This is a genomic window from Mesorhizobium sp. WSM4817 (assembly GCF_055811135.1).
The window spans coordinates 137953-161638 of the sequence record NZ_JBVVQQ010000009.1; the positions used below are offsets into that span (position 1 = coordinate 137953).

The following is a 23686-nucleotide window of genomic DNA, read 5'->3' on the forward strand; positions in this document are numbered from 1 at the left end:
GGCGCTGGCTCTCCAGCAGTTTCTCGAGTGAAATCGACGGCTTTTCCGTTTGGCACAGGCGTTGCAAGGCCGCTTGCGACGATTTCGCCAATGGGAGGAATGCATGGATCGCTGCAACAGACTGGTCGACGTCGGCCGCCGTCAATTCTTGAGGGGAGGAGCGTTCGCCGCCGCCGGCATGGCCACTGCAGTGGCGCTGCCGGCGCAAGCCCAGACCAAGGCTGCACCCGGTCTGGCGCTGGTCGAATACCCGTCGAACAAGTTGGCCAATATAGCCGATTTGAAGCCGAATGAGCCTTTCGATGTCGGCTACCCCGATGAGAACGCGCCCGGTGTGCTGCTGAAACTTGGAATGAAGGTGGAAGGTGGCGCCGGTCCTGACGGCGACATCGTCGGCTTCTCCACCATCTGCCCGCACAAGGGCTTTCCGCTGAACTACAACGCCGAGGACCGCACGCTGAACTGTCCGGGGCATTATTCCCGCTTCGACTGCGAGGCGGGAGGCCAGCAGATCTGGGGGCAGGCGACGCAGAACCTGCCGCAGTACCTGCTTCGCGTGGATGACAAAGGCGATGTGTTCGCGGAGGGGCTCGACGAGCTCATCTACGGCCGCCTGTCGAACGTGCTCTAGAGGAGACCTGTCATGGCCTACAAACGTCAAATCGGCCGCCTGCCGATTATCCCGGCGGACGCGAAGGTTCACAACGTCGTCTGCCACTACTGCATCGTCGGCTGCGGCTATCACGCCTATACCTGGGACACGAATCACCAGGGCGGCACAGCGCCCGACCAAAACGTCTTTGGCGTGGACCTATCCCAGCAGCAGGAGGCGGAGACGCCAGCCTGGTATTCCCCTTCGATGTACAACATCGTCAAGCAGGACGGCAAAGACGTCCATATCGTCATCAAACCGGACAGAGACTGCGTCGTGAATTCCGGGCTCGGCTCGATCCGCGGCGCCCGCATGGCCGAAATGAGCTTCAGTCGGCAACGCAACACGCAGCTTCAGCGCCTGACCGACCCAATGGTTTGGCGCTACGGCCAGATGCAGCCGACCTCCTGGGACGATGCGCTGGACTTGGTGGCCCGCGTCACTGCCGCAGTGATTAAGGAACAGGGCGACGACGGCGTATTCGTCTCGGCCTTCGACCACGGCGGCGCCGGGGGCGGCTACGAGAACACCTGGGGTACTGGGAAGCTCTATTTCGGGGCCATGAAGGTCAAGAACATCCGGATCCATAACCGTCCCGCCTACAATTCCGAGGTCCACGCGACACGCGACATGGGCGTCGGCGAACTCAATAACTGCTATGAGGATGCAGAGCTTGCCGACACGATCATGGTGGTCGGCGCAAATCCCCTGGAGACGCAGACAAACTATTTCCTGAACCATTGGATTCCGAACCTGCGCGGGACCTCCACGGAAAAGAAGAACAAGGAGTTGCCGGGCGAGCCGCACGAGCCAGTTCGCGTCATCATCGTCGATCCGCGGCGAACGGTCACCGTGAACGCGTGCGAAGTCGAGGCGGGCAAGGAGCGCGTCCTGCACTTGGCGATCAACTCCGGTACGGATCTGGCGCTGTTCAACGCCCTGGTGACCCACATCGCCGATCAGGGCTGGACGGACAAGGATTTCATCGCGGCGTCAACCAATGGCTTCGACAAGGCGCTGGCCGCCAACCGGACGACGCTGGAACAAGCCGCTGAGATCACCGGCCTCACCGTCGACCAGATTAAGCAGGCGGCGACCTGGATCGCCGAGCCGAAAGACGGCAAGCGTCGACGCACCATGTTCGCCTACGAAAAAGGCCTGATCTGGGGCAACGACAACTACCGAACCAATGGCTCGCTCGTGAACCTCGCGCTGGCGACCGGAAACATTGGCCGCCCCGGCGGCGGCTGTGTCCGCCTGGGCGGCCACCAGGAGGGCTATTCCCGGCCGTCGGACGCTCATGTCGGTCGACCAGCGGCTTACGTCGACCAGTTGTTGATCGAGGGCAAGGGTGGCGTCCATCACATCTGGGGATGCGATCACTACAAGACCACGCTCAACGCACACCAGTTCAAGCGGCGGTACAAGGAGCGCACCGATATGGTGAAGGACGCCATGTCCTCCGTCCCCTACGGCGACCGGCAGGCGACTGTCGATGCGATTGTCGGTGCGGTTGCTAAAGGCGGCCTGTTCTCAGTCGATGTCGACATCATCCCGACCAAGATCGGTCAGGCGAGCCATGTCTGGCTGCCTGCCGCGACATCCGGCGAGATGAACCTCACCTCGATGAACGGCGAACGGCGCATGCGGCTGACGGAGCGCTACATGGACCCGCCCGGCCAGTCGATGCCCGACTGTCTGATCGCCGCGCGCTTGGCCAATCATCTGGAACGGGTTTTCCGCGAAGCAGGCGACAACGCTGTCGCGGACCAGTTCAAGGGATTCGACTGGCAGACCGAAGAAGACGCCTTCATGGACGGCTACCACCAGCACGAAAAGGGGGGAGAATTCGTCACCTACGCCCGGCTGCGCGCGATGGGGACCAACGGTTTCCAGGAGCCGGCAACCGGCCTTGGGGAGACCGAGCCGCTGGCAGCTGGAACTTCGACGGGTGAACCCGGTGAGGTTCTCGGCGGCCCGGCCATCGAGGGTGCGCGCGGCAAGGAGCCTGTGCAGAAGACAGCGCCGACCAATGCGGGATCGCCCCCCGAACCGGCTGCGGGGACCGAGCGCATCATTGGAACCAAGCGCCTTTACGCCGACGGCAAATTTAACAAGGAGGACGGCAAGGCCGTTTTTGCCGAGACGCAGTGGAGGGGCCTCCAAGCTGCTGGCAAGCAGGAGGAGAAGGACAAGTTCAGGTTCCTCATCAACAATGGCCGCACCAACCACGTCTGGCAGAGTGCCTACCTCGACCAGCAGAACGAGCTGGTCATGGACCGCTGGCCCTATCCCTTCATCGAGATGAATCCTGCCGACATGGCAGAATTATCGCTGAACCAGGGGGATCTGGTTGAAGTCTACAATGACAACGGCGCGACCCAGGCGGCCGTGTATCCGACACCCACGGCAAAACGGAAGGAGACATTCATGCTGTTCGCGTTTCCCACTGGGGTGCAGGGCAACGTTGTGTCGCCAGGGGTGAACGAGTTCATCATTCCGAACTACAAGCAGACCTGGGCGAACATCCGGAAAATCTCGGATGCCCCGGAAGGCGTGAAGCACCTGTCGTTCAAGTCGCAGGAGTATCGACCCGTCTGAGATGGCTCCTCCCAAGTCCCGTCTGGCTGTCGAGGCCGCCGACCAATGCCATCAGGCAGCGGCGGCCTCGAGCTTCTCCTCGGAATTGCCGAGCGCTACGACCGAGTCTCCGATGCACGCAAGCCCTATGCGATCGCCAGGCGATCGCAGAGGTCACGGCTGCGTCTGGCGCGTGGCGGCCGCCAGTGCGTCAATGTCGTCGTAGAGCGCCTGGCTGTGGTGGTAGAGCTGCTCGAAAACCGGTTGAGTGCGGCTGTAGATTTCGGCCCATCCGGGGTTCGGCAGGATTTCGGCGCCGTAGCTCACGAAGCGCTCGGCCGCCTGTTCGACGCGCGAGAAGCGGCCTGTCGCCGTCGCGGCCATCGCGGCACAGCCGACAATGCCGCATTCGGGCTCCCGCGGGACCAGGATCGGAATGTTGAAGGCACTGGCCTTGATCTTCAGCCAGAGTTCGGTGCGCGCCCCGCCACCCGCAGCGATAACGCGCTCCAGCGGCCTGTTCGACGCGTGTTCCATGATGCGGATGTGGCGGGTCATGGCAAAGGCGATGCCTTCCAGGATCGAGCGGTGCAGATGCTCCATGCCATGCCCGGCGCCCAATCCGAAGAACTGCGCGCGGGCGTTGCGATGGCGCCCTAGGCGTTCGCCGGTGAGAAAGGGCATGAACAGCAGCGCGTCGCAACCGGCCGGCGCCTCGGCGGCGCGGGCGACGATCTCGTCATAGGACAGCGCGTTGCCGTGGAAGGCACGGCGTGCCCAGCGCATGCCGTCGCCGCCGGTCTCCAGCAGCACGAATTGCGCCCAGTTGCCTTCGACCGTCGCAACGTTCGAGATTTCCGGGTCAAGCAGCGGCGTCTCCGCGATAACCGTGATGATGGCGCCCGTGCCAGTGCTGTCGGAACCCAGTCCCGGGCGACAGGCGCCTGAGCCGAGCAGTGCCACCGGATAGTCGGCGCCACCGACCAGCACCGGGGTTCCAGAGCGCAGGCCGCTGTCGAGCGCCGCCTGTTCGGTGACGTGGCCGACGACATCCAGCGGGTTGCGGATCGGCGGCAGCTTGGCGGCGTCCAGACCCATACGCTCGATCATCTTCGGCGACCAGTCGAGCCGCTGTGGGTTCATCAGGAAGCTGCAGGACGCGTCGCCTGTATCCATGGCGATCTCGCCGGTCAGCCGGTAGTTGATGTAATCCTTCGGCATGATGGCGACTGCGCTGCGGGCGTATGCGGCGGGATCGTTGTCTCGGACCCATTGCAGTTTGAAGCCCGGCCATGCGGGGGTCGGCGTGTTACCGCTTTCGGGCAGGTAGCTGTCCGGCTGGTTCGCTTGCTCGAAGCGACGGACGAGATCGACGGTGCGCTTGTCGTTCCACAGCGGTGCCGTCTCGCGCGTCAGCGCTCCGTGCGCGTCGAGCAGGACCAGCCCGTGCATCTGCCCGCAGACGCAGATGGCGGAGATGTTTTCGCGGGCGCCATCGACGCGGTCCAGCACCGCCTTGACGCTCGCTAGCGCACCCTCCCACCAGTCGACCGGCCGCTGTTCGGCCCAGCCGAATTCCGGCACGATCTGGTCGTGCTCTCGCGACGCAAGCTCGAGGATCTTGCCGGCGACATCGATCAGTGCGGCGCGGACGCTGCCGGTGCCGACATCGATGGCGAGGAAAAGCTCGCCGCTCATTTCGGGAGAGTCCTGAGATGGGCAAACATGTGACCCTCCGTCTATCGGTTAGAGCGAGCGCGGCGTGACGAGACCCACGGCATCAGCCTTTCGCCGCTTCGATGGCGATGCGCGACATCTCGTCGAAATCCGGCCCGGACACCGGGATCGCGATGTCGAAGACCTCTGCGATCACCTGCGTCCAGCCATGCAGGAAATATGTCCAACCATCCTCGATCTGCAACTGCTGTCGGGCCTGCTGCCGCCTTGCCTGGTCGAGGAAGATCAGGTCGCCGCGATAGTTGAGATCCCAGGCAATGCCGCGCTTGGGGAACACGCCGTCATCGGTAATCGGCGAGCCGGGCGCGTCCTTGCCAAGTCCGGTCGCGTTGATCACCAGCGAGCCTGGCTTCAGCGCCGCCAACGTCTCGTCATTGATCTCTGGTCGGTCCGCCAGGACATATTCGAGCTCGACCGCCGACGTCATGTCTCTGTGGATGCGATCGATTTCATCGAGACGCGGCTGCGAACGGTCGCTGACAATGATGCGCGAAGGCAAATCGGCGCCACGTTGCTTGCGCATCAGGTGCCAGGTGATCGCTATCGTCGATCCGCCGGCGCCCATCGACAGGACCTCCGCGCCGGTGTCCGCAAAATATCCCGCCGGAATGAAACCGTCTATCGCAAGGCCCGAAGAGATCGGATCCTTGGCATGGCATACGAGTTTTCCGCCCCGCTTCGACAGGCAACTGGTCTCGTGCATCAGGCGGGCGTGCGGATCGATCACATCGAACAGGTCGCGCGCTGCGTTGAAAAGATCGATCTTGTGCGTGGTGACCAGCGCGCCAAGCGACTGCGGGTCGGATTTTATGAAGGAGACGACCTCACGGTAGGCCTCCGGATCGGCATGGAGTGGAAAGTCGATGCCCCTGAGAACCGCATCTTTGAGAACCGCTTCCTTCAGCCCGAGGTGGCGCGCCCATGCCGGGAAAACCCGCATGATCGAGCTGCTCGTCGTCGTGACGCCGATAAAATAGAATGTCGGCTGGGTGGCCGGCAGATAGCGGCTCATTTGCCATTCTCCCGGATTTTCTCCGCGCGCATCTTCATGGCGGCACCGTGACGGATTGCTGCCCATAGAGGGCAGAGATCAGCTTTGCGTCACGCGGTCGCCAATCCGGATTGTCGACTTGCCTCCAGCCTCCATCGCCGGCGACCACGCGCGAGCGCATGCCTCCCGATCTCGCGATGATCTCGTAGTCCTGCCCTGAATCGGCGGGGTAGCAGAACAGCATCACCAGATCGCCTTCCCCGACATTGATCGAGCGGTGGATCCAGAACGGCGGAACATAACAGACGGTCTGGGCGTCGATCGGCAGGATGCGAACCTCGCCCTCTGGCGACTCCATCAGCATGAGACCGTGCCCTTTCTGGCCATAGTAGATCTCGGGCCGGTCGGCCTGCCTGTGGATGTGACCGCGCGTCATGAAATATTCGTCGCCGACCTTGCCTGGCGCCATGTGCGTGACGCCGAAAATCAGATCGCCCGACTGCTCGGTCGGTCGGAACTCGGAGACCTCGTAGACGATGCGCTCACCCCATGTCACGCGCATGGCTTCGAACGCCGCGGCGTCGGCATAGAGCCCGTCCAGATCGCGGAAACGCTTCTGGTAGCTGCCGGTTGCATTTCCCATCGCACCAGTCGACAGGTCGACCTTGCATCCAATGGGCTCAAACAGTCTCGTCAAAGGACTACCTCATATTGCATCGCCGGGGGCGTCGGCGCTGATCTGGCCCGCACCTCCTGCTTTCGACAAGACCACTTGCTTTGCAGGGTACGATTTGCTCTGCCTATGCAGACCAGCATGGAGGTTGCTGGATTATGGCAGATTTCGACCACGAAGCACACGACAGTGGGTTGGGCGGCATGCCGCATCCGCTGTCTTAAGCAATCCAGGAGACCCGCCTTGCTCCTCCAGGTCGCCTTCGACAAGCCTGAGCACCTGGCTCTGCTCGCGCAGATGAAGGAATTTGCCGACATTATCGAGATCGGCACGCCGTTGCTGAAACGCCTCGGCCTCTCGGCCATCACCACAGCGCGCGAGCTCTGCCCTGAAGTCATGGTGTTGGCTGATACCAAAACCGTCGACGCCGGCCGGTTCGAGGCTGATATGGTATTCGGCGCCGGCGCCGCATTCATGACGGTGCTGTCATGTGCTTCGTCCGCCACGCATGAGGCGGTGGGAAGACGTGCCGCCGCCTTCGGCGCGACGGTCGTCGTCGACACCATCACCGAGGCGGGCAAGGCAGAATTGCTTCCCTTGAATGCTGTCTTCCCCGAAAGCTTCGGCTATGTCGCGGTCCACTCGCCAACCGATGCGCGACTGGCAGGCAACACCTCCACCTCACATATCGACGCCGTGAGAAAGATGCATGATCGCGGCTTTCTGGTTTCGCTCGCCGGCGGGATCGGCCCCGACACGCTGGAAGCGGTGATCGCAGTCGAGCCTGAAATCCTCGTGGTTGGCAGCGCCATCACAGAATCCGCAAGTCCGAAAGAGGTAGCCCGATGGATTCGCGACAGATTGCCCAATCCAGGCCGTGGCTGGCCGTGGGACAGGAGATAACCGAAGTTCTTGGCCGGATCGACGCCGACGCCTTTGCAAGACTGGTGCAGGCGTTCGATGACCCCGATCAGCGATGGTTCTTTTCCGGGCAGGGACGCTCCGGCCTTGTCGCGCAGATGGGTGCGATGCGCTTCATGCATGTTGGCCGAGCGGTGCATTTCGTCGGTGAGGCATCGGCGCCATCGATCCGCGAGGGCGATGCGCTGCTGATCATCTCCGGCTCCGGGGAAACGCCGGTCAGTACAGGCTTTGCCCGCATCGCCAAGGCGGAGGGCGCCAAGGTCGTTACGCTGACGCATAAGCCAGCCGGTAGCCTGGCCGGCATTGCCGATGTCACACTGCATGTCCCTGTCGAGAAATCGAAACAGTTTGGCGGCAGCCTGTTCGAGCAGTCCTGCCTCATCCTGCTCGACAGCATTGTGCTCGGCTTGGCGCAGCAGATCCGCGACGCGCACAAGCTGATGTTGTACCGCCACACCAACTTGCAGTGACGCCCGTGCCGACGGTGGTGTGCACCGGAGACGGGTATTGTCGATGCGGTGGAATATTCCCCAGGCAAGATCGAGCGGTTTTCCGGCGGCTCCGCGCTCAAACCGCTGCGCGCTTTTTGGGCGACATGCATTAGCCGGGAAGCCCCGCTGGGCAGCTCACCTTCCGTGGCGGCAAGGCACTGGACTCGCTGCGCGATGCCGATATTGTGCTTGAGGAGCGTTGGTGCCGTGCTCTGGCGACGGCAGCCGACGGGGAGATACCGGCGGCTTGGTTTTCGCAGGAACAAGTCCCGGTCAACACGGGAGGAAGTCTGATGAGAATTGGGGTCTTTCTGGCCGGCTTTTCGGCTTTTGCCGCGCTGGTTGGCGCGCCTGCCTTCGCGCAGGACAAACCGTTTGCGGGCGTTACCGTGAACGTCATTACGCAGACCGGTGCGATTCAGGAGCCGCTGCAGCGGCGCGCGCCCGAGTTCGAAGCGCTCACCGGCGCCAAGATCAATGTCATCGCGGTGCCATTCTCGGATCTCTATCAGAAGATTCTCACCGACTGGGCGAGCGGCACCAACTCGGTCGATGCCGGCGTGTTCGCCCCGCAATGGATGGTCGACTACATTGCCGGCGGCTATCTCGAGGACCTGACGCCGCGAGTGGAGGCCGACAAGGACATCCAGCAGGACGATGTGGGCGCGTTCTTCCGTGACTTCTCCGAGAAGTACAGCGGCAAGACCTACATGATCACGCTCGATGGCGACTTCCACATGATGTACTACCGCAAGGACGTGCTCGAAGCGGCCGGCCTGGCGGTGCCAAAAACCTGGGACGAGTATCTCGAGGTCGCCAAGGCCACGCATGGCAAGGACATGAGCGGCGATGGCACGCCGGATTTCGGCTCCTGCATCGCCAAGAAGCGCAACGCGCAGAGCTATTGGTTCGTCACCGATGTGGTCGGCTCGATGACCCAGTCCAAGGGAACCAGCCAGGGCACCTTCTTCAACACCAAGGACATGACGCCGCTCGTCAACAACGACGCCTTCCGCAAGGCGCTCGACTTCCTGTCTGAATCGACCAAGTACGGCCCGCCGGACGAGCTGAACCTCGACGTCAGCGATACGCGGCCGCTCTTCGCTTCCGGCCGCTGCGCGCTGAACCTCGACTGGGGTGATGTAGGCACGATCTCGATCGATCCGAAGCAGTCCAAGGTGATGGGCAAATGGGGCGCGGCGATCATGCCCGGATCCAAGGAGGTCCTGAACTGGGACACCGGCAAGCTAGAGGCCTGCACGACGGAAAACTGCCCGCACGCGATCGACGGCGTGAACCATGCGCCATTCGCCGCCTTTGGCGGCTGGGGCGGCGGCATCAACGCGGCGGCCGATCCGAAGGTAAAGGACGCCGCCTATGCCTACTTCTCGTTCATGACGCAGCCGGCACAGTCGAATGCCGACGTCACCGTCGGCGGCACCGGCTTCAACCCGTATCGCACCTCACAGCTCAGCTACAGCGACCTTTGGAGGAAGGCCGGCATGAGCGAGGAGGAGGCCAAAGTCTACCTGGGCGCGATCAATGACAGCATGAGCAGCCCGAACATGATCCTCGACCTGCGCATCCCACAAAATCAGAAATACCAGCAGGTGGTGCTCGACGAAGCGGTCTCGCGCTTCCTCGCCGGCGAAATCGACAAGGAAGCGACCGTCGCGGCGGTCGAGGAAGGCTGGAATGAGCTGAACGAAGAGGTTGGCAAAGACCAGCAGCTCGAACTTTACAAGGCGACCATCGGCGCCAAATAGGCAGCCAAGCAAACGACCCGGCGTGGCATCGGTCCGCGCCGGGCCTGATGCCTGCCCCACTTTCTCAGGGTATGATGACCGCAACCGACACGATGCCAGACGCTGCCGACCGCCGCAGCTGGGCCGAATGGCTGGACGGTCACTCCGGCCGGATCATGGTGCTGCCAGCCGTCATCGTGCTTCTCTGCTTCGCAATTTTTCCGCTCATCATCTCGGCCTACCTCGCGCTTTCGCGCTTTGCGCTCGCGCCGGGCGGATTCACCCTGAAATTCATCGGACTTTTGAACTTCCGCAAGCTGCTGGTCGGCTCGCAGCAGTATCACCTGCTCGGCAAGTTTGGCACGTTCGGCTTTGTCCAATCCGCTTTGCTGGCCTTGATCGCGGCAGGGCTGTTTTTCCTCCTCGCCCGCTACTTGTTGCGTGGCAGGCCGACCATCGTCGGCACGGTTGGTCGGCTTCTCGCGACGGCGATGGCCATGGGTCTGGCGGTTCTTGCGCTGGCCACCATGGCGCCGGGCGGCGTGCCGGGGACTGTCGTCAACACGCTTCTCTACGTGTTCGTCGGCGTGTCCGTGCAGTTCGCACTGGGGCTCGGCCTCGCGCTGCTGTGCGGCCAGCCGATCCGCGGCCGGAATTTCTTTCGCGTCCTCTTCTTCATCCCGCTGATGGTAACCCCGGTCGGTATCGCCTACACGTTCCGAATGCTCGCCGACATGCAGAAGGGGCCTTTCGCCCCACTCGTGCGCGCTTTCGGCATCAGCGAGTGGTCGTGGGCGACAGAGGCCTGGTCGGCGCGGCTGATGGTGTTGGTCGGCGACACCTGGCAGTGGACGCCGTTCATGTTTATCGTGCTGCTGGCGGCCATCGAGAACCAGCCGCGCGATCAGGTCGAGGCGGCGCGGCTCGACGGAGCCAACGGCTTCCAGATTTTTCGCGACATTACCTGGCCAGCGATCGCGCCGATTGCCGCTACCGTCGTGCTGATCCGGCTCATCGAGGCTTTCAAGATCATCGACCTGCCGAACGTGCTCACCGGCGGCGGTCCCGGCCTGGCGACGGAATCGATGACGCTCCATTCCTTCATTTCCTGGCGCACCCAGGATCTCGGCGGCTCGGCCGCTATCGGCTACATGCTGCTCTTCATCTCGACCATCGTATGCGTCTGGTTCTTCAACTTCGTGGTCCGGCCGGCGCGCCGGTTCGAAGCATGAGCACCGAGCCGCGCTCGCTGGCGCGCCGGCTGTTCGAGCCGGCCTCGATCGACAGCCAGGCGCCGGTCGCCAGGGTGCTGACCTATTTGCTGTTGTCCCTGTGGACGCTGGTTGTGGTGATTCCACTCTACTGGGTGTTCATCACGTCCTTCAAGGGGCCTGGGGAGGTCGACAACGGGCCGTTCTATCTCCCGTTCGTCGACTTTGCCCCTTCGCTTCAGGCATGGGACTTCATGCTGGTGCAGAATTACACGCTGCGCCCTTACATGAATTCGGTCGTTGTCGCGGTCGCCAGCACACTGCTCGCAGTCCTGATCGGCTCGCTGGCGGCCTACGCGCTCGTGCGTATCCGCTTCCAGGTGAAGCTCGCCGCTGTTGCAATCTTCTTGATCCTGCTCACCGCAATCATCGTGGCGGTGGCCACTTTCGGCGTGCGGTGGGAGATCGCCATTGTCGTGGCGGCAGCTCTCTTCGTCATTGCGCTGTTCACGCTCGTTGGACGCACGAAGCTTGCGGTCGGCAACAGCGACATTGAGTTCTGGATCATCTCGAACCGTATCATGCCGCCGATCGTCGCCGTGTTGCCGATCTACGTGATGTTCCAGCAGATGCGCCTGCTTGACACGCAGGTGGCGCTGATCGCCACCTACACCGCTATCAACCTGCCGATCGTCGTATGGCTGACGCGCGATTTCTTCGCCGGCATCCCGCTCGACCTCGAGGAGAGCGCACAAATAGACGGGGCCTCCAAGTTCCGCGTTTTCTTCACCATCGCGCTGCCGCTGGTGCGGTCCGGCCTGGTCGCGACCTTCCTGCTGGTGCTGATCCTTGCCTGGAACGAGTATCTGCTGGCCCTCTTCCTCTCCAATGCCGATGCGCAGACCATGCCGGTGCTGGTATCAGCACAGAACACGACCCGCGGGCCGCAATGGTGGAACATGTCGGTGTTGATCACCGTGATGATCGCCCCCGTGATCATCATCTCCAGCATCCTGCAGAAGCATATCGCGCGCGGACTGCTGGTCGGCGCAGTGAAGGGCTAGTCATTATGCGGGTCACCCTGTCCGATATCTACAAGTCCTTCGGCGCGGTCGAGGTGGTCAAAGGGCTCGACCTGGAGATCGAGGACGGCGAGTTCCTGGTGCTGCTCGGCCCTTCAGGCTGCGGCAAGACGACAGCGCTGCGCATGGTGGCCGGGCTTGAATCGGTGAGTTCCGGCCGCGTCCTCATCGGCGACCGCGACGTCACCCACGTGCTGCCCAAATATCGCGACGTGGCGATGGTGTTCCAGTCCTACGCGCTCTATCCGCACATGACGGTTGCGGAGAACATCGCATATCCGCTGAAGCTGCGTGGCATGCCGCGCACTGAGCGCGACGCCGCCGTGCGCAGTGCCGCCGTCAAGGTGCATCTCGAGGAGTTCCTCGACCGCTATCCACGGCAGCTTTCCGGCGGTCAGCGGCAACGCATCGCGCTCGCCCGCGCCATGGTGCGGCGGCCGAGCGTCTTCCTGATGGACGAGCCGCTCTCCAACCTCGACGCCAAGCTGCGCGGCCACATGCGCTCGGAACTGAAGCGCCTGCAGGCCGATCTAGGCGTGACGACGATCTACGTCACCCACGATCAGATCGAGGCCATGACCCTGGCGCACCGTGTTGCCATCATGAACCGCGGCGTCGTGCAGCAGATCGCGACGCCCCGTCAGATCTACGACGATCCGGCGAACCTGTTCGTCGCCGGATTCATCGGCTCGCCGCCGATGAATTTTCTTAGGGGCGAGCTGGTCGAGGGTAGCTTCGCCTGGGCGGAAGGGCGATTTGCGACCAGCGTTGCCGAAAGCCGTAAGAAGGTCACTGCCGGCCTCCGGCCCGAGGATTGCCGGGTCACGGCGCCATCGGAGGGCAAGATTGCGGCGCGAGTCTATGCCGTGGAACTGATCGGTGATCATACCTTGATCACCTGCCAGTTCGGTGGGGCCACAGTAACCGTCAAGGCCGACAAATCGGCGCACTACGACATGGATGAGCCGATCGGCATCACCTTCCAGGATACCGCCGTCTTTCTGTTCGATGCGGAAACCGGAGCCCGCATCGGCGGCCGCGCCGGCAGACAGGCGGCCGCGTGACTTAAGTTCTTGTTTTTATGGATGTCGTTATCGCAAAACCGCTGCGCACCCTCGGGTCAGGCCCAAGGGCATGCTTTTGCGCGACATATATTAATTCTCCTCCACGAACACCTCTTCCCGCTTCTTCTTGACCGCCGGCAGGAAGACGACGACGAGGACGGCGAAGGCGATGAAGAGCAGGCCGGCGCTGATCGGCCTCGTCACGAAGGTGGTCGGATCGCCGCGCGCGAGAATCATGGCGCGGCGCAGGTTTTCCTCGAGCAGCGGGCCGAGCACGAAGCCGAGCAGCAGCGGCGCCGGTTCGCAGCGCAGCTTTGTCAGGAGATAGCCGAGCAAGCCGAAGAAGGCGACGGCGTAGAGGTCGTAGATGTTGGTGTTGACGCTGTAAACGCCGATCGAGCAGAACGCCATGATGATCGGGAAGAGCACGTAGTAGGGGATCGTCAGGAGTTTCACCCAAAGCCCGATCAGCGGAAGGTTCAAGATGATCAGCATCAGATTGCCGATCCACATCGAGGCGATGATGCCCCAGAACAGCGCCGGCTGTTCGATCGCGACATTGGGGCCGGGCACGATGCCCTGGATGATCATCGCGCCGATCATCAGCGCCATGACCGGGTTGGCCGGAATGCCGAGCGTCAGCATCGGGATGAACGAGGTCTGCGCACCGGCATTGTTGGCCGATTCCGGTCCGGCGACGCCTTCGACGGCGCCCTTGCCGAATTCCCCGGGGTTTTTCGAGATGCGTTTTTCGACCGTGTAGGAGGCAAAGGCTGCAAGGATCGCGCCGCCTCCCGGCAGGATGCCTAGCGCCGAACCGATGATGGTTCCGCGCACGATCGGCGCCGCCATGCGGCGAAAGTCGTCGCGGGTCGGCATCAGGCCGGAGACGCTTCGGATCATTACCGAGCGCTCGTGCTCGTTTTCGAGGTTGCGCAGGATCTCGGCGACGCCGAAGACGCCGACCGCCACCGCGACGAAATTCAGCCCGTCGGCATATTCGCGGATGCCGAGCGTGAAGCGCGGCGTGCCGGTGTAGATGTCGGTGCCGACGATGCCGAGCAGCAGGCCAAGCACGACCATCGCCAGCGCCTTGACGATCGAGCCGTGGGCGAGCGCGACGGACGAGACGAGGCCGACGATCATCAGCGAAAAATACTCGGCCGCGCCGAATTCCAGCGCGATCGCCGTCAGCGGCGGGGCAAAGACGGCGACGAGGAAGGTCGACACCGTGCCAGCGAAGAACGAGCCTATCGCCGCGATGGCGAGTGCCGCCCCGGCGCGGCCGTTCTTGGCCATCTGGTAGCCGTCGATGGCGGTGACGGCCGACGAGGATTCGCCAGGCATGTTGATGAGGATGGCGGTGGTCGAGCCGCCATATTGCGCGCCGTAATAGATGCCGGCGAGCATGATAAGGGAGGAAACCGGGTCGCCGATCTGGAAGGTGATCGGTAACAGCATGGCGATGGTGGCGGTGGCGCCGATACCGGGCAAAACGCCGATCAGCGTGCCGAGAAGGACGCCGATCAGGCAGAAACCGAGATTTGCCAGCGACGAGGCCGTCGAAAAACCAAGCGCGAGGTTGTCGAGGAGTTCCATGTTCATCCCCTCAAAACTGCAGCCACGGGCCGAAGCGCCGGAACGGCAGGCCGAGCGCATAGCTGAAGACGAGGAACGCAAACAGCGTCAGGCCGGCGGAGAGCACGAGCGCGGTCAGCGGCCTCATGCGACCGCTGGCAAAGGATGCGATCAGCGCCGTCAGGAAGATCGAGGGGAGGAAGCCGAGGCCGCGCACGGTCAGGCCGAAGAAGATCGGGGCAGGCAGGATGAACAGCATGCCGCGCCAGGCTACATGGCCGATCGGCTCGCTCTCGAAGCGCACCGCTTCGACGAGGATGACGGCGCCAAGCAGGATCAAAACGATTGCCAGGACCAGCGGGAAATAGCCCGGTCCCATGCGGAAGGCGGTGCCGATTTCGAGGTCGAGCGACTGCAGCGCGAAAAATCCGCCGAGAAAGATGAACAGCGCGGCGCATATGCCGTTGGTCGTGTCGATTGTGAAGGGTTTCATGACGTCCTCCCAGGCCCGCGCCGCGGGCGCGCCGATGCCGGTGTGAAAATGGGGCCGGTGTGAAAAAAACGGGGCGCTGGTGGGCGCCCCGTTCAAAATCTCAGTCGGCGTACTGGCCGGCGGCTTCGATGATCGGCTTCCAGCGCGCGATCTCGCCCTCCAGCTTGGCCTTCAGCGCGGCCGGAGTCGCATCAGCTTCAGGCGATGGCTTGGTGCCGAGTTCGGCGAAGCGGGCGACGACATTCGGGTCCTTCAGCGCGACCTGAAGCGACTTCGACAGGCGTTCGGTGACCTCGGCCGGCGTGCCCTTGGGCGCGTAGAGGCCGTGCCAGATGCCGACCTGCACCTCCGGGAGACCGGCTTCCGTCGTCGTCGGGACGTCCGGCAGAACATCGAGGCGTTCAGCCGAGGTGACGGCGTAGACCTTGATCGTGCCGCCCTGGATCTGCTTGGTGGTGTTGGTCGACTGATCGCACATGATGTCGACCTGGCCGCCGAGAAGGTCGGTCATGGCCGGTCCGGTGCCTTTGTAGGGCACGGTGACCAGCGGCGTGCCGATCGCGCTCATGAACAGCATGCCGCACAGATGCGAGGCCGCGCCTATGCCGGCATTGGCGACGGTGACGGTATCCTTGTTGGCCTTGGCGTAGTCGACCAGCCCCTTCAGGTCGGTCGGCTCGAGGTCCTTGCGGCCGACGACGGTCATCGGCACCTCGGTGACGAGGCCGACATATTCGAAGCTGTTCAGCGTGTCGTATGCGAGCTTTCTGTACAGCGTGGCGCTTGTCGCCATGCCGATATGATGGAGGAGAAGCGTATAGCCGTCGGGCTCGGCGCTCGCGACGCGACCGGCGCCCAGCGTGCCGCCGGCGCCGCCGACATTCTCGACGATGATCTGCTGGCCGAGATCCTTCGACATGGCTTCCGCGACGAGGCGCGTGACCGTGTCGGTCGGGCCGCCGGCCGAAAACGGCACCACCACGGTGATGGTGCGTTCGGGATAGGTTTGCGCGCCCGCGGCGAACGAATACAGCGTGACGGCGGCGGCGGCCAGAGCGGCGGCGAATCTTCTCATCTCAACTTCCTCCCAGGATATGAATTCCCAACCGCCTCCTGGAGTTCTTCTCAACACCGGCTGCGGGTGGACCAATAACTAGCGTAACCTAGCGGATTGCAATCGGACTCAAGCCGCATGGTGCTATTATACACAAGTCCGCGCAAATGGGTGAAAAGGTGCCGTCAGGCCGGAGGCGGACTGCCGGACGCCCAGCGGTCGAAGATGGCATGTTTAACGAGCACAGGTCGCGGAACCGGCCTGTGGCATTTCCCTCTGGATTATGCGGTGTAAGTGGAGATCGGCTCTCCTGATGTCGACCTGCGAATGGCATGTTCGACGCCGCGGAGCTCGGCCAATCCCTTGAGCCGACCGATGGCCGGATAGCCGGGCTGCGCCCCGCGCGTCAGGTCATCGAGGATATCCTGGCCGTGGTCGGGGCGCATCGGGATGATGGCGTCCGGGCGGCCCTCCACTTTGCGCCGCGCTTCCTCGTGAAGCAGCGCCGCCACCACCGCCACCATGTCGGTGTCGCCGGCAAGGTGCTCGTCCTCGTGGAACGAGCAGGGGGTGCCGGCCGCTTCCTTGCGCACATTGCGCAGATGGGCGAAATGGATTTTTGGCCCCATCCGCTCGATCATGCCGGGCAGATCATTATCGGGTCTTGCGCCGAGCGATCCGGTGCACAGCGTCGCGCCGTTGGCCGGGCTGTCGACTGCGTCCAGAACGTAGCTGTAGTCGGCCTCGGTCGACATGATGCGCGGCAGGCCGAGCAGCGGAAACGGCGGATCATCGGGGTGACAGCAGAGTCGCAGGCCGAGGCGTTCGGCCGTGGGCACGACCTCCGCCAGGAAATCGACGAAATGCCGGCGCAGGGCGGTTGCGTCGATGCGGTCATAATTTGACAGTTGAGCCGCGAGACCGTCGAGAGACGTGTCTTCGGTCGAGCCGGGCAGGCCGGAATTGACGCTTCTTGCCAGAATCTTGCGCGCACGGTCATCCATTTGCGCGTATCGGCGCTCCGCCTCGGCGGCGATCTCCGGTGTGTAGTCGCCGAGCGCCGCTTGGCGTTTCAGGATATGGATGTCGAATGCGGCGAAGTCGATCAGATCGAAGCGCATGGTGGTGCCGCCATGCGGCAGGCGCCAGGCAAGATCGGTGCGGGTCCAATCGAGCACGGGCATGAAATTGTAGCAGATGACCGAAATGCCGGCTCGCGCCAGGTTTTCCAGCGATGTCCTGTAGTTGGCTAGATGGCTGCGCCATTCGCCGACCTGCGTCTTGATCGCTTCGGAAACCGGCAGGCTTTCGACAATCTCCCAGCTCAGTTCGCTTGCGCTGCCATCCGGCAAGGATGCGACTTCGCGCTGACGCCTTTCGATTTCGGCGGGCAGCCAGACGGCGCCGTGAGGAACGTGGTGAAGGGCCGTGACGATGCCTTGCGCCCCGGCTTGACGCGCGTCCGCAATCGTCACCTTGTCGACCGGGCCGAACCAACGCCACACATGTCTCATTCGAACACTCCCGTATTAAGAATTTCCGCGCGGCCCGCCCGCGCTCCTGCCGCGGTGACCGACCTGCTGCCTTTCTTCATCCGCTGCTATCAGATTTCGATGTCGGCGCGAATGGCGATAGCGGCTGGCGTCAATCAGCGCCAGCGCGAAATTCCTTGGCTAAAGCGCGTCGCGTCTGCGACGCGCTTTAGCCTTTTGTTTTTGTGCATGTCGTTGACCCAAAACCACTGCGCACTTTTGGGCGACATGCATTAGAGCAGCGCTTCGTACAGATCCCCGATCTTTTCAACTTCGAAATCCGCTGCCCTGCTTTTCAGGGTGGTGGCAGAAGTGGGGTTGTCCAGCATATCAGCAATCGCCTTTGCCATAGCCGCGGCATTGCCGACCGGCACCAGGGCGCCGAAACGACCGTCACCGAGAATCTCGCGCGGGCCATGTGGCGCATCCGTGGAGACTACCGGGACGCCCGCAGCCATGGCCTCGACCAGCACATTGCCAAAGCCTTCGCTCGTCGAGGAAAGCACGAACAGATCGGCTGCGGCATAACAGGCGGCTGGGTCGTTGACGTAGCCAGCAAAGAGCACGTCCGCGCCGATACCGGTTTCCTCGGCATAGGCGCGCAACTCGGCAGCCAGCGGGCCTTCGCCGAAGATGACAAGTCGAGCGCGGCGGCCGGCGCGCAGGATAGCGAAAGCCCGCAGCAAGGTCCGATGGTCCTTGACCGGCACCAGGCGCCCGGCGGTGGCGATGACCGGGCCATCGCCCATCCTCGCCAGCTGTGGCTGCCATGCATGGGGATCCTGCTGGAGCGCCGCAACCGGCGGCAGCGGATTGTTGATGACGACAATCTTGGATTTGGGAAAGCCGCGGGCCGCAAGGTCGCGGCCGACACCCGCTGAGACGGCGATGGCTTTGGTTGCGCGCGCTGCAACCAGCGCGGAAAGCCAGACCGCTATTCTCGCGCCGAGGCTGCTGGAAGGCAGTGAGGCGGCTGCGTGGAAGCTTGGAAAGAACCGCGCCCGGCTTCGCGCCAGGAGAAGCGCCAGCGCCACGACCAGATTGGCAAATTCCGGGGCGCTGTAGACCGCATGCGGAGCAAGGCGGCTGAACAAACCTGCGCTTCGCACGATGCCTTTCAGCGTCTCCCACTTGCCGTAACCCTCGCCCTGGATGGGAAGGTCGAAATCGACCAGATGCACGGCGGGGGAGCGCAGCGCGGCGTTGGGTCCTTGCGCGTTCCAGGTAAAAAGGGTGACATCGTGCCCACGCGATGCCAATTCATTTGCAATGAGGACGAAGACACGCTCGGCGCCGCCGCCCCTGAGACTGGCGATGTGAAAGACAATGCGCTTCGCCATGCCTGGATTCAGGCTCGGCTGACGCCGATGCCTGATCGGTTCGGCGGCTGGCGCATGTCGCGAACGATACCCATGGCAATGGCCAGCAGCATGCCCAGAGCAAAGCCGGCGAAAGCTCCCAGGCCTGCCGTCACAGGGGTGCGGGGCGGCCACGAGCGACCCGGTGGCGGCACGGCGGTGGAAATCACCTGCACATTGGTGGTGTCGATCTGCTCGCGCTCGGTGATTTGGCGCGCGCGAGACAGGAAGCTTTCATAGACCGCCCTTCTCGAGGCGGCGTCGCGTTCAAGCTCACGCAGGGCGACCTGGGACTCGCTGTCGGTGAAAACGTTGTTCTTCAGAGCGTTCATCCTGGCGGTGAGAGAAGCCAACGAGGCGTTGGCCTTGTCCAGGTTGGCTTTTGCCGTGCCGACCGTGCGGGAGAACTCCGCCCTGAGTTGAGAACTGACGGTTTCGAATTCTGTCCTGAGCCGGACGATCGTCGGGTGGCGCGGACCAAAGGTCATGGACTGAGAATCGATCTGCTGCCGCAAGCCATTCGCCTTGTCGCGCAGCACTGAGAGTGCTGCCGAAACCGCGGGGTCAGGATTGGCCCCATTGACACCGGAAGCAACCAAGGCGTCGTAACTTGCCTGCGCCGCGATGACGCGCGATTGCGCCTCGCCAATTTCGCTATTGAGCTGCGTCATCGTCTGCGAACTGACAAGCTGGCCATTGCTGGCCGACAAATCGTGGCTGCGCCTGTAGCTCTCGACCTTCTCTTCGGCTGCCTGCACGTCGCGCTTGAGTTGGCCGAGCCGGCCCTCAAGAGCAGCTGCGGCACGGCCGGCGCCAGCAGCTTCGGCCGTGGCCAGTTCTTCCTGGAAAGCCTTCACCATGGCTTGCGAGATCAGGATCGCCTTGCCGGTGGTTTCTGCCGATACCGCGAGGGTTGTGACGAACGAGGTTTCATCTGCAGCGACGCTGACCCGCTGCGCCAGGCTTTTCTGGGCGACAAGCTTCGGATCGGACTTGCCGCCACTCACTGCAGCACCAGAGGTGGAAGCGGTCTGGTCCGGATCGAAAAACTCCGGATCGTTGGCGAGACCGAGTTCGTCCACCACACGTGCAAGCACGTTGCCGGAGGTCAAGATGCGCTGCTTGCTGCGCGCGTTCAGTATTTGGCTGTCGACCTGGCCCGGTTGCGAGTAGACATCGTTTTCCACAACCTGCAAATTGGCAGGATTGATGAGGATTTCCGTCGTGACGGTATAACGCTGTTTGCTCAGCAATCCGTAGGCGGCGCCGATGACGCCGCCGGCCACCGCCAGCATCAATGCCAGGACGAGCCCGGCACGCAGCCAGACAAAAAGGCGTCGAAAATCGAGCTCGAGGAAATCGCCGATCTTGTCGAGCGTCACCGTCGGGACAGGCTCGGGCGTGGGCGGAGTGACAGGGGCGGAGGGCCGTGCCATGACCGGAGCATCCTGTTGCAGCCTTGCCCTGCTGGCCCGCCGCGCATTGGCGATCCGCTCGAACGCGCTGACGTCGGAACCCGCTGCAGAGGGAGGGGTTGTGCCGGAAGCGGCGGACATGGTGCTAACTCTGGTTATTCGCTACGCGGACCAGCACTACAGAAAGATCGTTAACATGTCATTTTTCAAGTTGGCATATTTTGCCGAGTCACGCACCGCGCCCGTTCAGCGGTCCGTTGAATGGATCTCGTTGGCCAGAATGCCGTTTGAATACTTTCACTTGGATCGGCCATGAGCTATCCAGCTGCCGTATCGGAACGATCCAGCCAGGCGCGCCGTCAGAACGCGCTGTCGCTTCTGTTTTTCCTGTGCGCTGCGTTGGCGTTCCTGCTCCGCTTCACGGTCTCACCGCAGATCATGAACATGGTCGTCGACTATACCGCCGACGGCGGTTCGTTCTACGAGAAACTGCATGTCGGCACCTATGCTATCTTCCTGCTGCTTCCTATCGTCCTTTTCAGCCGACCATTTCTGCTGCAGGGCGACGAAATTGGAATATTCAAGGCTCTGCTGCTATATTCTGCGGTGATTTTTGCGCTGGTGCCGTATCTGTTCATCACCGGCCGTGCCGGCTCATCCGGGTTTATCATCGATACCTATCTTGTGGCGGGCGCCGCAGGCCTGTTGATGCTGGCCCTGAACGCGCAAGTGCGGCGTGCCTTGGGCGACCTCGTGCTTGGGATGGTGGTCCTCAGCGCTGTGATGGGCACGATCGAAGCGGTGACTCAACATCGATTTCTGCCCTACGGTCTCAACGAACTGCAGTTCAGGCCGATCGGCCTATCGGCGCACCCGCTGGCCCTGGGCGCGCTCTGCGCCACAGTCATCGGGTTCGTACCGCTGACGAACTGGCGCATATGGGTGCGGGTGCTGGCGATCTTCGTATTGCTCGTCGGCTGTGCTGCATCAGGCGCCCGCGCCGCCCTGTTGCTCGCTGCCGCAGAAACCCTCATCCTGCTGATGTTCGTGCCCTGGCCGCGCCTGTCGCTCAAGCATCAGCGGCAGGCCAAGTCTGTCGTGCTGCTGTTCGCCGTGGCGGGCGGCGCAGTGCTGGTGGCCATACTGTTTTCGGGCGGGCTGCTGAACCGATTCGGCAACACGATCTTTGACGAAAACTTCATGGCGCGGGTGACGATCTACCAGGTGTTCGGACTGGTCAGCTGGAAAGACATCCTGTTCGGCATGAACGTCGACGACCTCTTGGCAATCGTCAACGAGAAGTTGCATCTACCCTATATCGAGAGCGCGCCGGTGGTCATCATCATGCTGTTCGGCTTGCCGATAGCCGTGCTCTTCATCGGGCTGGTGTTCTGGTTCATTTTCCGGTTGTTGCGCGGGGCGCCGCTGCCGGCATGGATCGGCACCATGACGTTCCTACTTGCTGCGCTGTCGAACAACGCGCTCTCGTCAAAATCGCCGGAGATCACCATTATCGTGGTGTTGCTGCTTGCCTATAGAAACGATCCGTTTCGAAACCGGCAGGGGAGCATACTGTCGGCCGCGGCGGCATCCGAGCCGACACTGGATCGGCCTGGATAGCGCAGACTGCAGACGCGTCAGCCGGCGCTATCCACAACCTCGAGATTGCCCGCGCGGTTGAGCGTGTGAATGCCCGCGCGGGCCCATGCCGGCCCCGGACCGATCGGCCGGGGCGGCGCAAAACGGACATCTAGTTCGTCAAGCCGGTCCAGCCGCATCAACCCGAGACCGCCGCCATAGGCTCTCGAGCCGTTTTGCACCGGCAGCACCAGGGCGTCACCGTGGCGGATAAAGGCGCCGCCGGGCCGAGCGGCCGAGTGATCGACGGCGATGGGATTGAACGCGTGCGCAACCCACGGCCCGCGCAGCGAGGGCGCGGAATAGACCGCCATCGTGTCCGACGCGCTGCCATAACCGAACCGCTCCGTCCCCAACAGCCAGAAGCGGCCGTCCGATTCGAGCAGCGTGGCGTCATTGAAATCCTTGTCCGTCAACAGCACGGTGTCGCGTACCCAGCGATCTGGAAACTGCGCGGCGCGGTAGAGCACAAGCTCGCGCGCCGCCGCACTTTCAGGAATCATGAAAATCTCGCCGGCCTGTGCGAACACCTGCGGATACGACAGGTGGTGCTTTTCCTCCAGCACCACTCTCGGCACGCCGAAGCTGCCGTCGTCACCCAGTTCGGCGACAGAAATCACGCCGCGACCCGTAGCGTAGGGAAATTCCTCGACAAACAGATAGTGGCGGCCATCCCGCTCGAGGACGAACGGATCGGCATAGAATCGCTGGCCATCGTCCGGCAGGACGGTGAACGGCTTACCGTCGAGCTGCCCGGTTTCGGCGACACCTGGCCCGTCGATCAGCCGATAGGCAACCTGCCAATAGAAGGGACGCCGTCCAAGCCTGAGTTTTTGCACGACGCGATCGAGCAACCCGCGGCAGAAAAAGGGCAGATAGTGCCGGACAAAACCGGCGTTCCTCAGCATCGGCGCCGGACTATCGGCAATTGGCGCAAGTTCGCCCGCGGCAAAACGGGCGACGCTTTGCGCAACCAGCGAGATGGCCCCAGCGAGCAGGTCATTGCAGCTGCGAGACAGCCAGAGCCGGTCGCCGAGCATCGGTCGGCCCCGGGCGACTGTGACGCCGTCGAGGCGCACGGCAAGTTCGGGCAATCGCCCGCTCGCCAGCGTCTCGGCCACACCGGCAGGGAAGCTGCTGCGCCCGCAAAATTCGAGCGTCAGAACCGGCGTGCCTCGCCGTGCGAAAGTGCCGGTAAGATCGACCACGAGTTCGGCCGGACCAGAACCGCCAGACGGCAACGGCTCGGAGCGGCTTGCCAATGAGGGACCGAAGCGCCGGCTCTCGATCGCCAGCACATTATCCAGGCCGCGTGCGATCGGCGCAGGCGTCGGCGCGCGGCCGCTCGAAACCACGTGACCGCCTGCGCTCAACCGCACCAGAAGCGCATTTTCCCAGCGCCGAGATCCGACCGTGTGGCCGATAATTAAAATATTAGTCAATCGAATATATTCTTTTTCAAGACTAC

Annotated in this window: 20 protein-coding genes; 10 read left to right on the forward strand and 10 right to left on the reverse strand. The window is 62.9% G+C overall.

Annotation, left to right across the window (positions count from 1 at the left end):
• Positions 1 to 103: 103 nt before the first annotated feature.
• Positions 104 to 631 carry an arsenate reductase (azurin) small subunit gene (locus AC0L2K_RS14995; RefSeq protein WP_236390977.1) on the forward strand — a complete coding sequence of 176 codons (528 nt, stop codon included), beginning with the start codon at positions 104 to 106 and terminating at the stop codon, positions 629 to 631.
• A 12-nt stretch (positions 632 to 643) separates the two neighbouring features.
• Complete coding sequence (locus AC0L2K_RS15000) at positions 644 to 3253, forward strand: arsenate reductase (azurin) large subunit (protein WP_473531684.1); 2610 nt, start codon at positions 644 to 646, stop codon at positions 3251 to 3253.
• 153 nt (positions 3254 to 3406) lie between these two features.
• Here the strand turns inward: AC0L2K_RS15000 and AC0L2K_RS15005 are convergent, their stop codons facing one another.
• From AC0L2K_RS15005 to AC0L2K_RS15015, 3 genes are all read right to left on the reverse strand, one after another.
• Positions 3407 to 4930 (reverse strand): xylulokinase, encoded by a 1524-nt coding sequence (locus AC0L2K_RS15005; protein WP_473496633.1) that lies wholly within the window; start codon positions 4928 to 4930, stop codon positions 3407 to 3409.
• An 82-nt stretch (positions 4931 to 5012) separates the two neighbouring features.
• Positions 5013 to 5981, reverse strand: a complete 969-nt coding sequence (locus tag AC0L2K_RS15010) for a shikimate dehydrogenase family protein (protein ID WP_473531685.1) — start codon at positions 5979 to 5981, stop codon at positions 5013 to 5015.
• Positions 5982 to 6015: 34 nt separating this feature from the next.
• Positions 6016 to 6657 (reverse strand): glucose-6-phosphate isomerase, encoded by a 642-nt coding sequence (locus tag AC0L2K_RS15015; RefSeq protein ID WP_473496635.1) that lies wholly within the window; start codon positions 6655 to 6657, stop codon positions 6016 to 6018.
• Between the two features lie 105 nt (positions 6658 to 6762).
• Here AC0L2K_RS15015 and AC0L2K_RS15020 point away from each other — a divergent pair, with 105 nt between their 5' ends.
• The 6 genes from AC0L2K_RS15020 to AC0L2K_RS15045 all read left to right on the forward strand — a co-directional run bounded on the left by AC0L2K_RS15020 (position 6763) and on the right by AC0L2K_RS15045 (position 13150).
• Entirely contained in the window at positions 6763 to 7536 is a 774-nt protein-coding gene (locus AC0L2K_RS15020) for an orotidine 5'-phosphate decarboxylase / HUMPS family protein (RefSeq protein ID WP_473531686.1), read from the forward strand.
• A complete protein-coding gene (locus AC0L2K_RS15025; protein ID WP_473531687.1) occupies positions 7521 to 8027 on the forward strand; it encodes an SIS domain-containing protein in 507 nt (168 codons plus the stop codon). The genes AC0L2K_RS15020 and AC0L2K_RS15025 overlap by 16 nt, the downstream gene beginning before the upstream one ends.
• Before the next feature lie 314 nt (positions 8028 to 8341).
• Positions 8342 to 9814 (forward strand): ABC transporter substrate-binding protein, encoded by a 1473-nt coding sequence (locus AC0L2K_RS15030; protein WP_473531688.1) that lies wholly within the window; start codon positions 8342 to 8344, stop codon positions 9812 to 9814.
• A gap of 74 nt (positions 9815 to 9888) precedes the next feature.
• Positions 9889 to 11025: a carbohydrate ABC transporter permease gene (locus AC0L2K_RS15035; protein WP_473522840.1), complete on the forward strand. Its 1137-nt coding sequence runs from the start codon at positions 9889 to 9891 to the stop codon at positions 11023 to 11025.
• A complete protein-coding gene (locus AC0L2K_RS15040; protein ID WP_473522839.1) occupies positions 11022 to 12068 on the forward strand; it encodes a carbohydrate ABC transporter permease in 1047 nt (348 codons plus the stop codon). The genes AC0L2K_RS15035 and AC0L2K_RS15040 overlap by 4 nt, the downstream gene beginning before the upstream one ends.
• A 5-nt stretch (positions 12069 to 12073) precedes the next feature.
• A complete protein-coding gene (locus AC0L2K_RS15045) occupies positions 12074 to 13150 on the forward strand; it encodes an ABC transporter ATP-binding protein (protein WP_128184032.1) in 1077 nt (358 codons plus the stop codon).
• Positions 13151 to 13240: 90 nt separating this feature from the next.
• Here AC0L2K_RS15045 and AC0L2K_RS15050 read toward each other — a convergent pair whose 3' ends face one another.
• The 6 genes from AC0L2K_RS15050 to AC0L2K_RS15075 form a co-directional block, all read right to left on the reverse strand.
• Entirely contained in the window at positions 13241 to 14749 is a 1509-nt protein-coding gene (locus tag AC0L2K_RS15050; protein WP_236390992.1) for a tripartite tricarboxylate transporter permease, read from the reverse strand.
• A gap of 10 nt (positions 14750 to 14759) precedes the next feature.
• On the reverse strand, positions 14760 to 15221 hold the full coding sequence (locus AC0L2K_RS15055) for a tripartite tricarboxylate transporter TctB family protein (protein ID WP_023797766.1): 462 nt from the start codon (positions 15219 to 15221) through the stop codon (positions 14760 to 14762).
• Positions 15222 to 15321: 100 nt separating this feature from the next.
• Positions 15322 to 16296, reverse strand: a complete 975-nt coding sequence (locus tag AC0L2K_RS15060) for a tripartite tricarboxylate transporter substrate-binding protein (protein WP_128246209.1) — start codon at positions 16294 to 16296, stop codon at positions 15322 to 15324.
• Positions 16297 to 16556: 260 nt separating this feature from the next.
• Positions 16557 to 17789 (reverse strand): mannonate dehydratase, encoded by a 1233-nt coding sequence (gene uxuA, locus AC0L2K_RS15065; protein ID WP_128246208.1) that lies wholly within the window; start codon positions 17787 to 17789, stop codon positions 16557 to 16559.
• A 251-nt stretch (positions 17790 to 18040) separates the two neighbouring features.
• The gene (locus AC0L2K_RS15070) at positions 18041 to 19147 is read right to left on the reverse strand and encodes a glycosyltransferase (RefSeq protein ID WP_128246207.1); all 1107 of its coding nucleotides are present in this window, start codon (positions 19145 to 19147) and stop codon (positions 18041 to 18043) included.
• 8 nt (positions 19148 to 19155) lie between these two features.
• Positions 19156 to 20601 (reverse strand): GumC family protein, encoded by a 1446-nt coding sequence (locus tag AC0L2K_RS15075; protein ID WP_473531689.1) that lies wholly within the window; start codon positions 20599 to 20601, stop codon positions 19156 to 19158.
• Here AC0L2K_RS15075 and AC0L2K_RS15080 point away from each other — a divergent pair.
• Both AC0L2K_RS15080 and AC0L2K_RS15085 read left to right on the forward strand, forming a co-directional pair.
• A complete protein-coding gene (locus AC0L2K_RS15080; RefSeq protein WP_473522834.1) occupies positions 20600 to 20896 on the forward strand; it encodes a hypothetical protein in 297 nt (98 codons plus the stop codon). The genes AC0L2K_RS15075 and AC0L2K_RS15080 overlap by 2 nt on opposite strands.
• Complete coding sequence (locus tag AC0L2K_RS15085; RefSeq protein WP_473522833.1) at positions 20893 to 22200, forward strand: VpsF family polysaccharide biosynthesis protein; 1308 nt, start codon at positions 20893 to 20895, stop codon at positions 22198 to 22200. Before AC0L2K_RS15080 ends, AC0L2K_RS15085 begins: the two co-directional genes overlap by 4 nt.
• 17 nt (positions 22201 to 22217) lie before the next feature.
• On the opposite strand, the gene AC0L2K_RS15090 is transcribed toward AC0L2K_RS15085, so the two are convergent.
• Entirely contained in the window at positions 22218 to 23660 is a 1443-nt protein-coding gene (locus tag AC0L2K_RS15090) for a glucosamine inositolphosphorylceramide transferase family protein (protein WP_473522832.1), read from the reverse strand.
• Positions 23661 to 23686: the final 26 nt, after the last annotated feature.

What these genes read in the sequence shown, in the direction of transcription:
- AC0L2K_RS15040 (WP_473522839.1), top strand. Translation starts at nt 11,022, where the DNA reads ATGAGCACCGAGCCGCGCTCGCTGGCGCGCCGGCTGTTCGAGCCGGCC.
- AC0L2K_RS15050 (WP_236390992.1), bottom strand. Translation starts at nt 14,749, where the DNA reads ATGGAACTCCTCGACAACCTCGCGCTTGGTTTTTCGACGGCCTCGTCG.
- AC0L2K_RS15005 (WP_473496633.1), bottom strand. Translation starts at nt 4,930, where the DNA reads ATGAGCGGCGAGCTTTTCCTCGCCATCGATGTCGGCACCGGCAGCGTC.
- uxuA (WP_128246208.1), bottom strand. Translation starts at nt 17,789, where the DNA reads ATGAGACATGTGTGGCGTTGGTTCGGCCCGGTCGACAAGGTGACGATT.
- AC0L2K_RS15000 (WP_473531684.1), top strand. Translation starts at nt 644, where the DNA reads ATGGCCTACAAACGTCAAATCGGCCGCCTGCCGATTATCCCGGCGGAC.
- AC0L2K_RS15080 (WP_473522834.1), top strand. Translation starts at nt 20,600, where the DNA reads ATGACCGGAGCATCCTGTTGCAGCCTTGCCCTGCTGGCCCGCCGCGCA.
- AC0L2K_RS15085 (WP_473522833.1), top strand. Translation starts at nt 20,893, where the DNA reads ATGAGCTATCCAGCTGCCGTATCGGAACGATCCAGCCAGGCGCGCCGT.
- AC0L2K_RS15010 (WP_473531685.1), bottom strand. Translation starts at nt 5,981, where the DNA reads ATGAGCCGCTATCTGCCGGCCACCCAGCCGACATTCTATTTTATCGGC.
- AC0L2K_RS15035 (WP_473522840.1), top strand. Translation starts at nt 9,889, where the DNA reads ATGACCGCAACCGACACGATGCCAGACGCTGCCGACCGCCGCAGCTGG.
- AC0L2K_RS15055 (WP_023797766.1), bottom strand. Translation starts at nt 15,221, where the DNA reads ATGAAACCCTTCACAATCGACACGACCAACGGCATATGCGCCGCGCTG.
- AC0L2K_RS15075 (WP_473531689.1), bottom strand. Translation starts at nt 20,601, where the DNA reads ATGGCACGGCCCTCCGCCCCTGTCACTCCGCCCACGCCCGAGCCTGTC.
- AC0L2K_RS14995 (WP_236390977.1), top strand. Translation starts at nt 104, where the DNA reads ATGGATCGCTGCAACAGACTGGTCGACGTCGGCCGCCGTCAATTCTTG.
- AC0L2K_RS15030 (WP_473531688.1), top strand. Translation starts at nt 8,342, where the DNA reads ATGAGAATTGGGGTCTTTCTGGCCGGCTTTTCGGCTTTTGCCGCGCTG.
- AC0L2K_RS15020 (WP_473531686.1), top strand. Translation starts at nt 6,763, where the DNA reads ATGCAGACCAGCATGGAGGTTGCTGGATTATGGCAGATTTCGACCACG.
- AC0L2K_RS15060 (WP_128246209.1), bottom strand. Translation starts at nt 16,296, where the DNA reads ATGAGAAGATTCGCCGCCGCTCTGGCCGCCGCCGCCGTCACGCTGTAT.
- AC0L2K_RS15045 (WP_128184032.1), top strand. Translation starts at nt 12,074, where the DNA reads ATGCGGGTCACCCTGTCCGATATCTACAAGTCCTTCGGCGCGGTCGAG.
- AC0L2K_RS15070 (WP_128246207.1), bottom strand. Translation starts at nt 19,147, where the DNA reads ATGGCGAAGCGCATTGTCTTTCACATCGCCAGTCTCAGGGGCGGCGGC.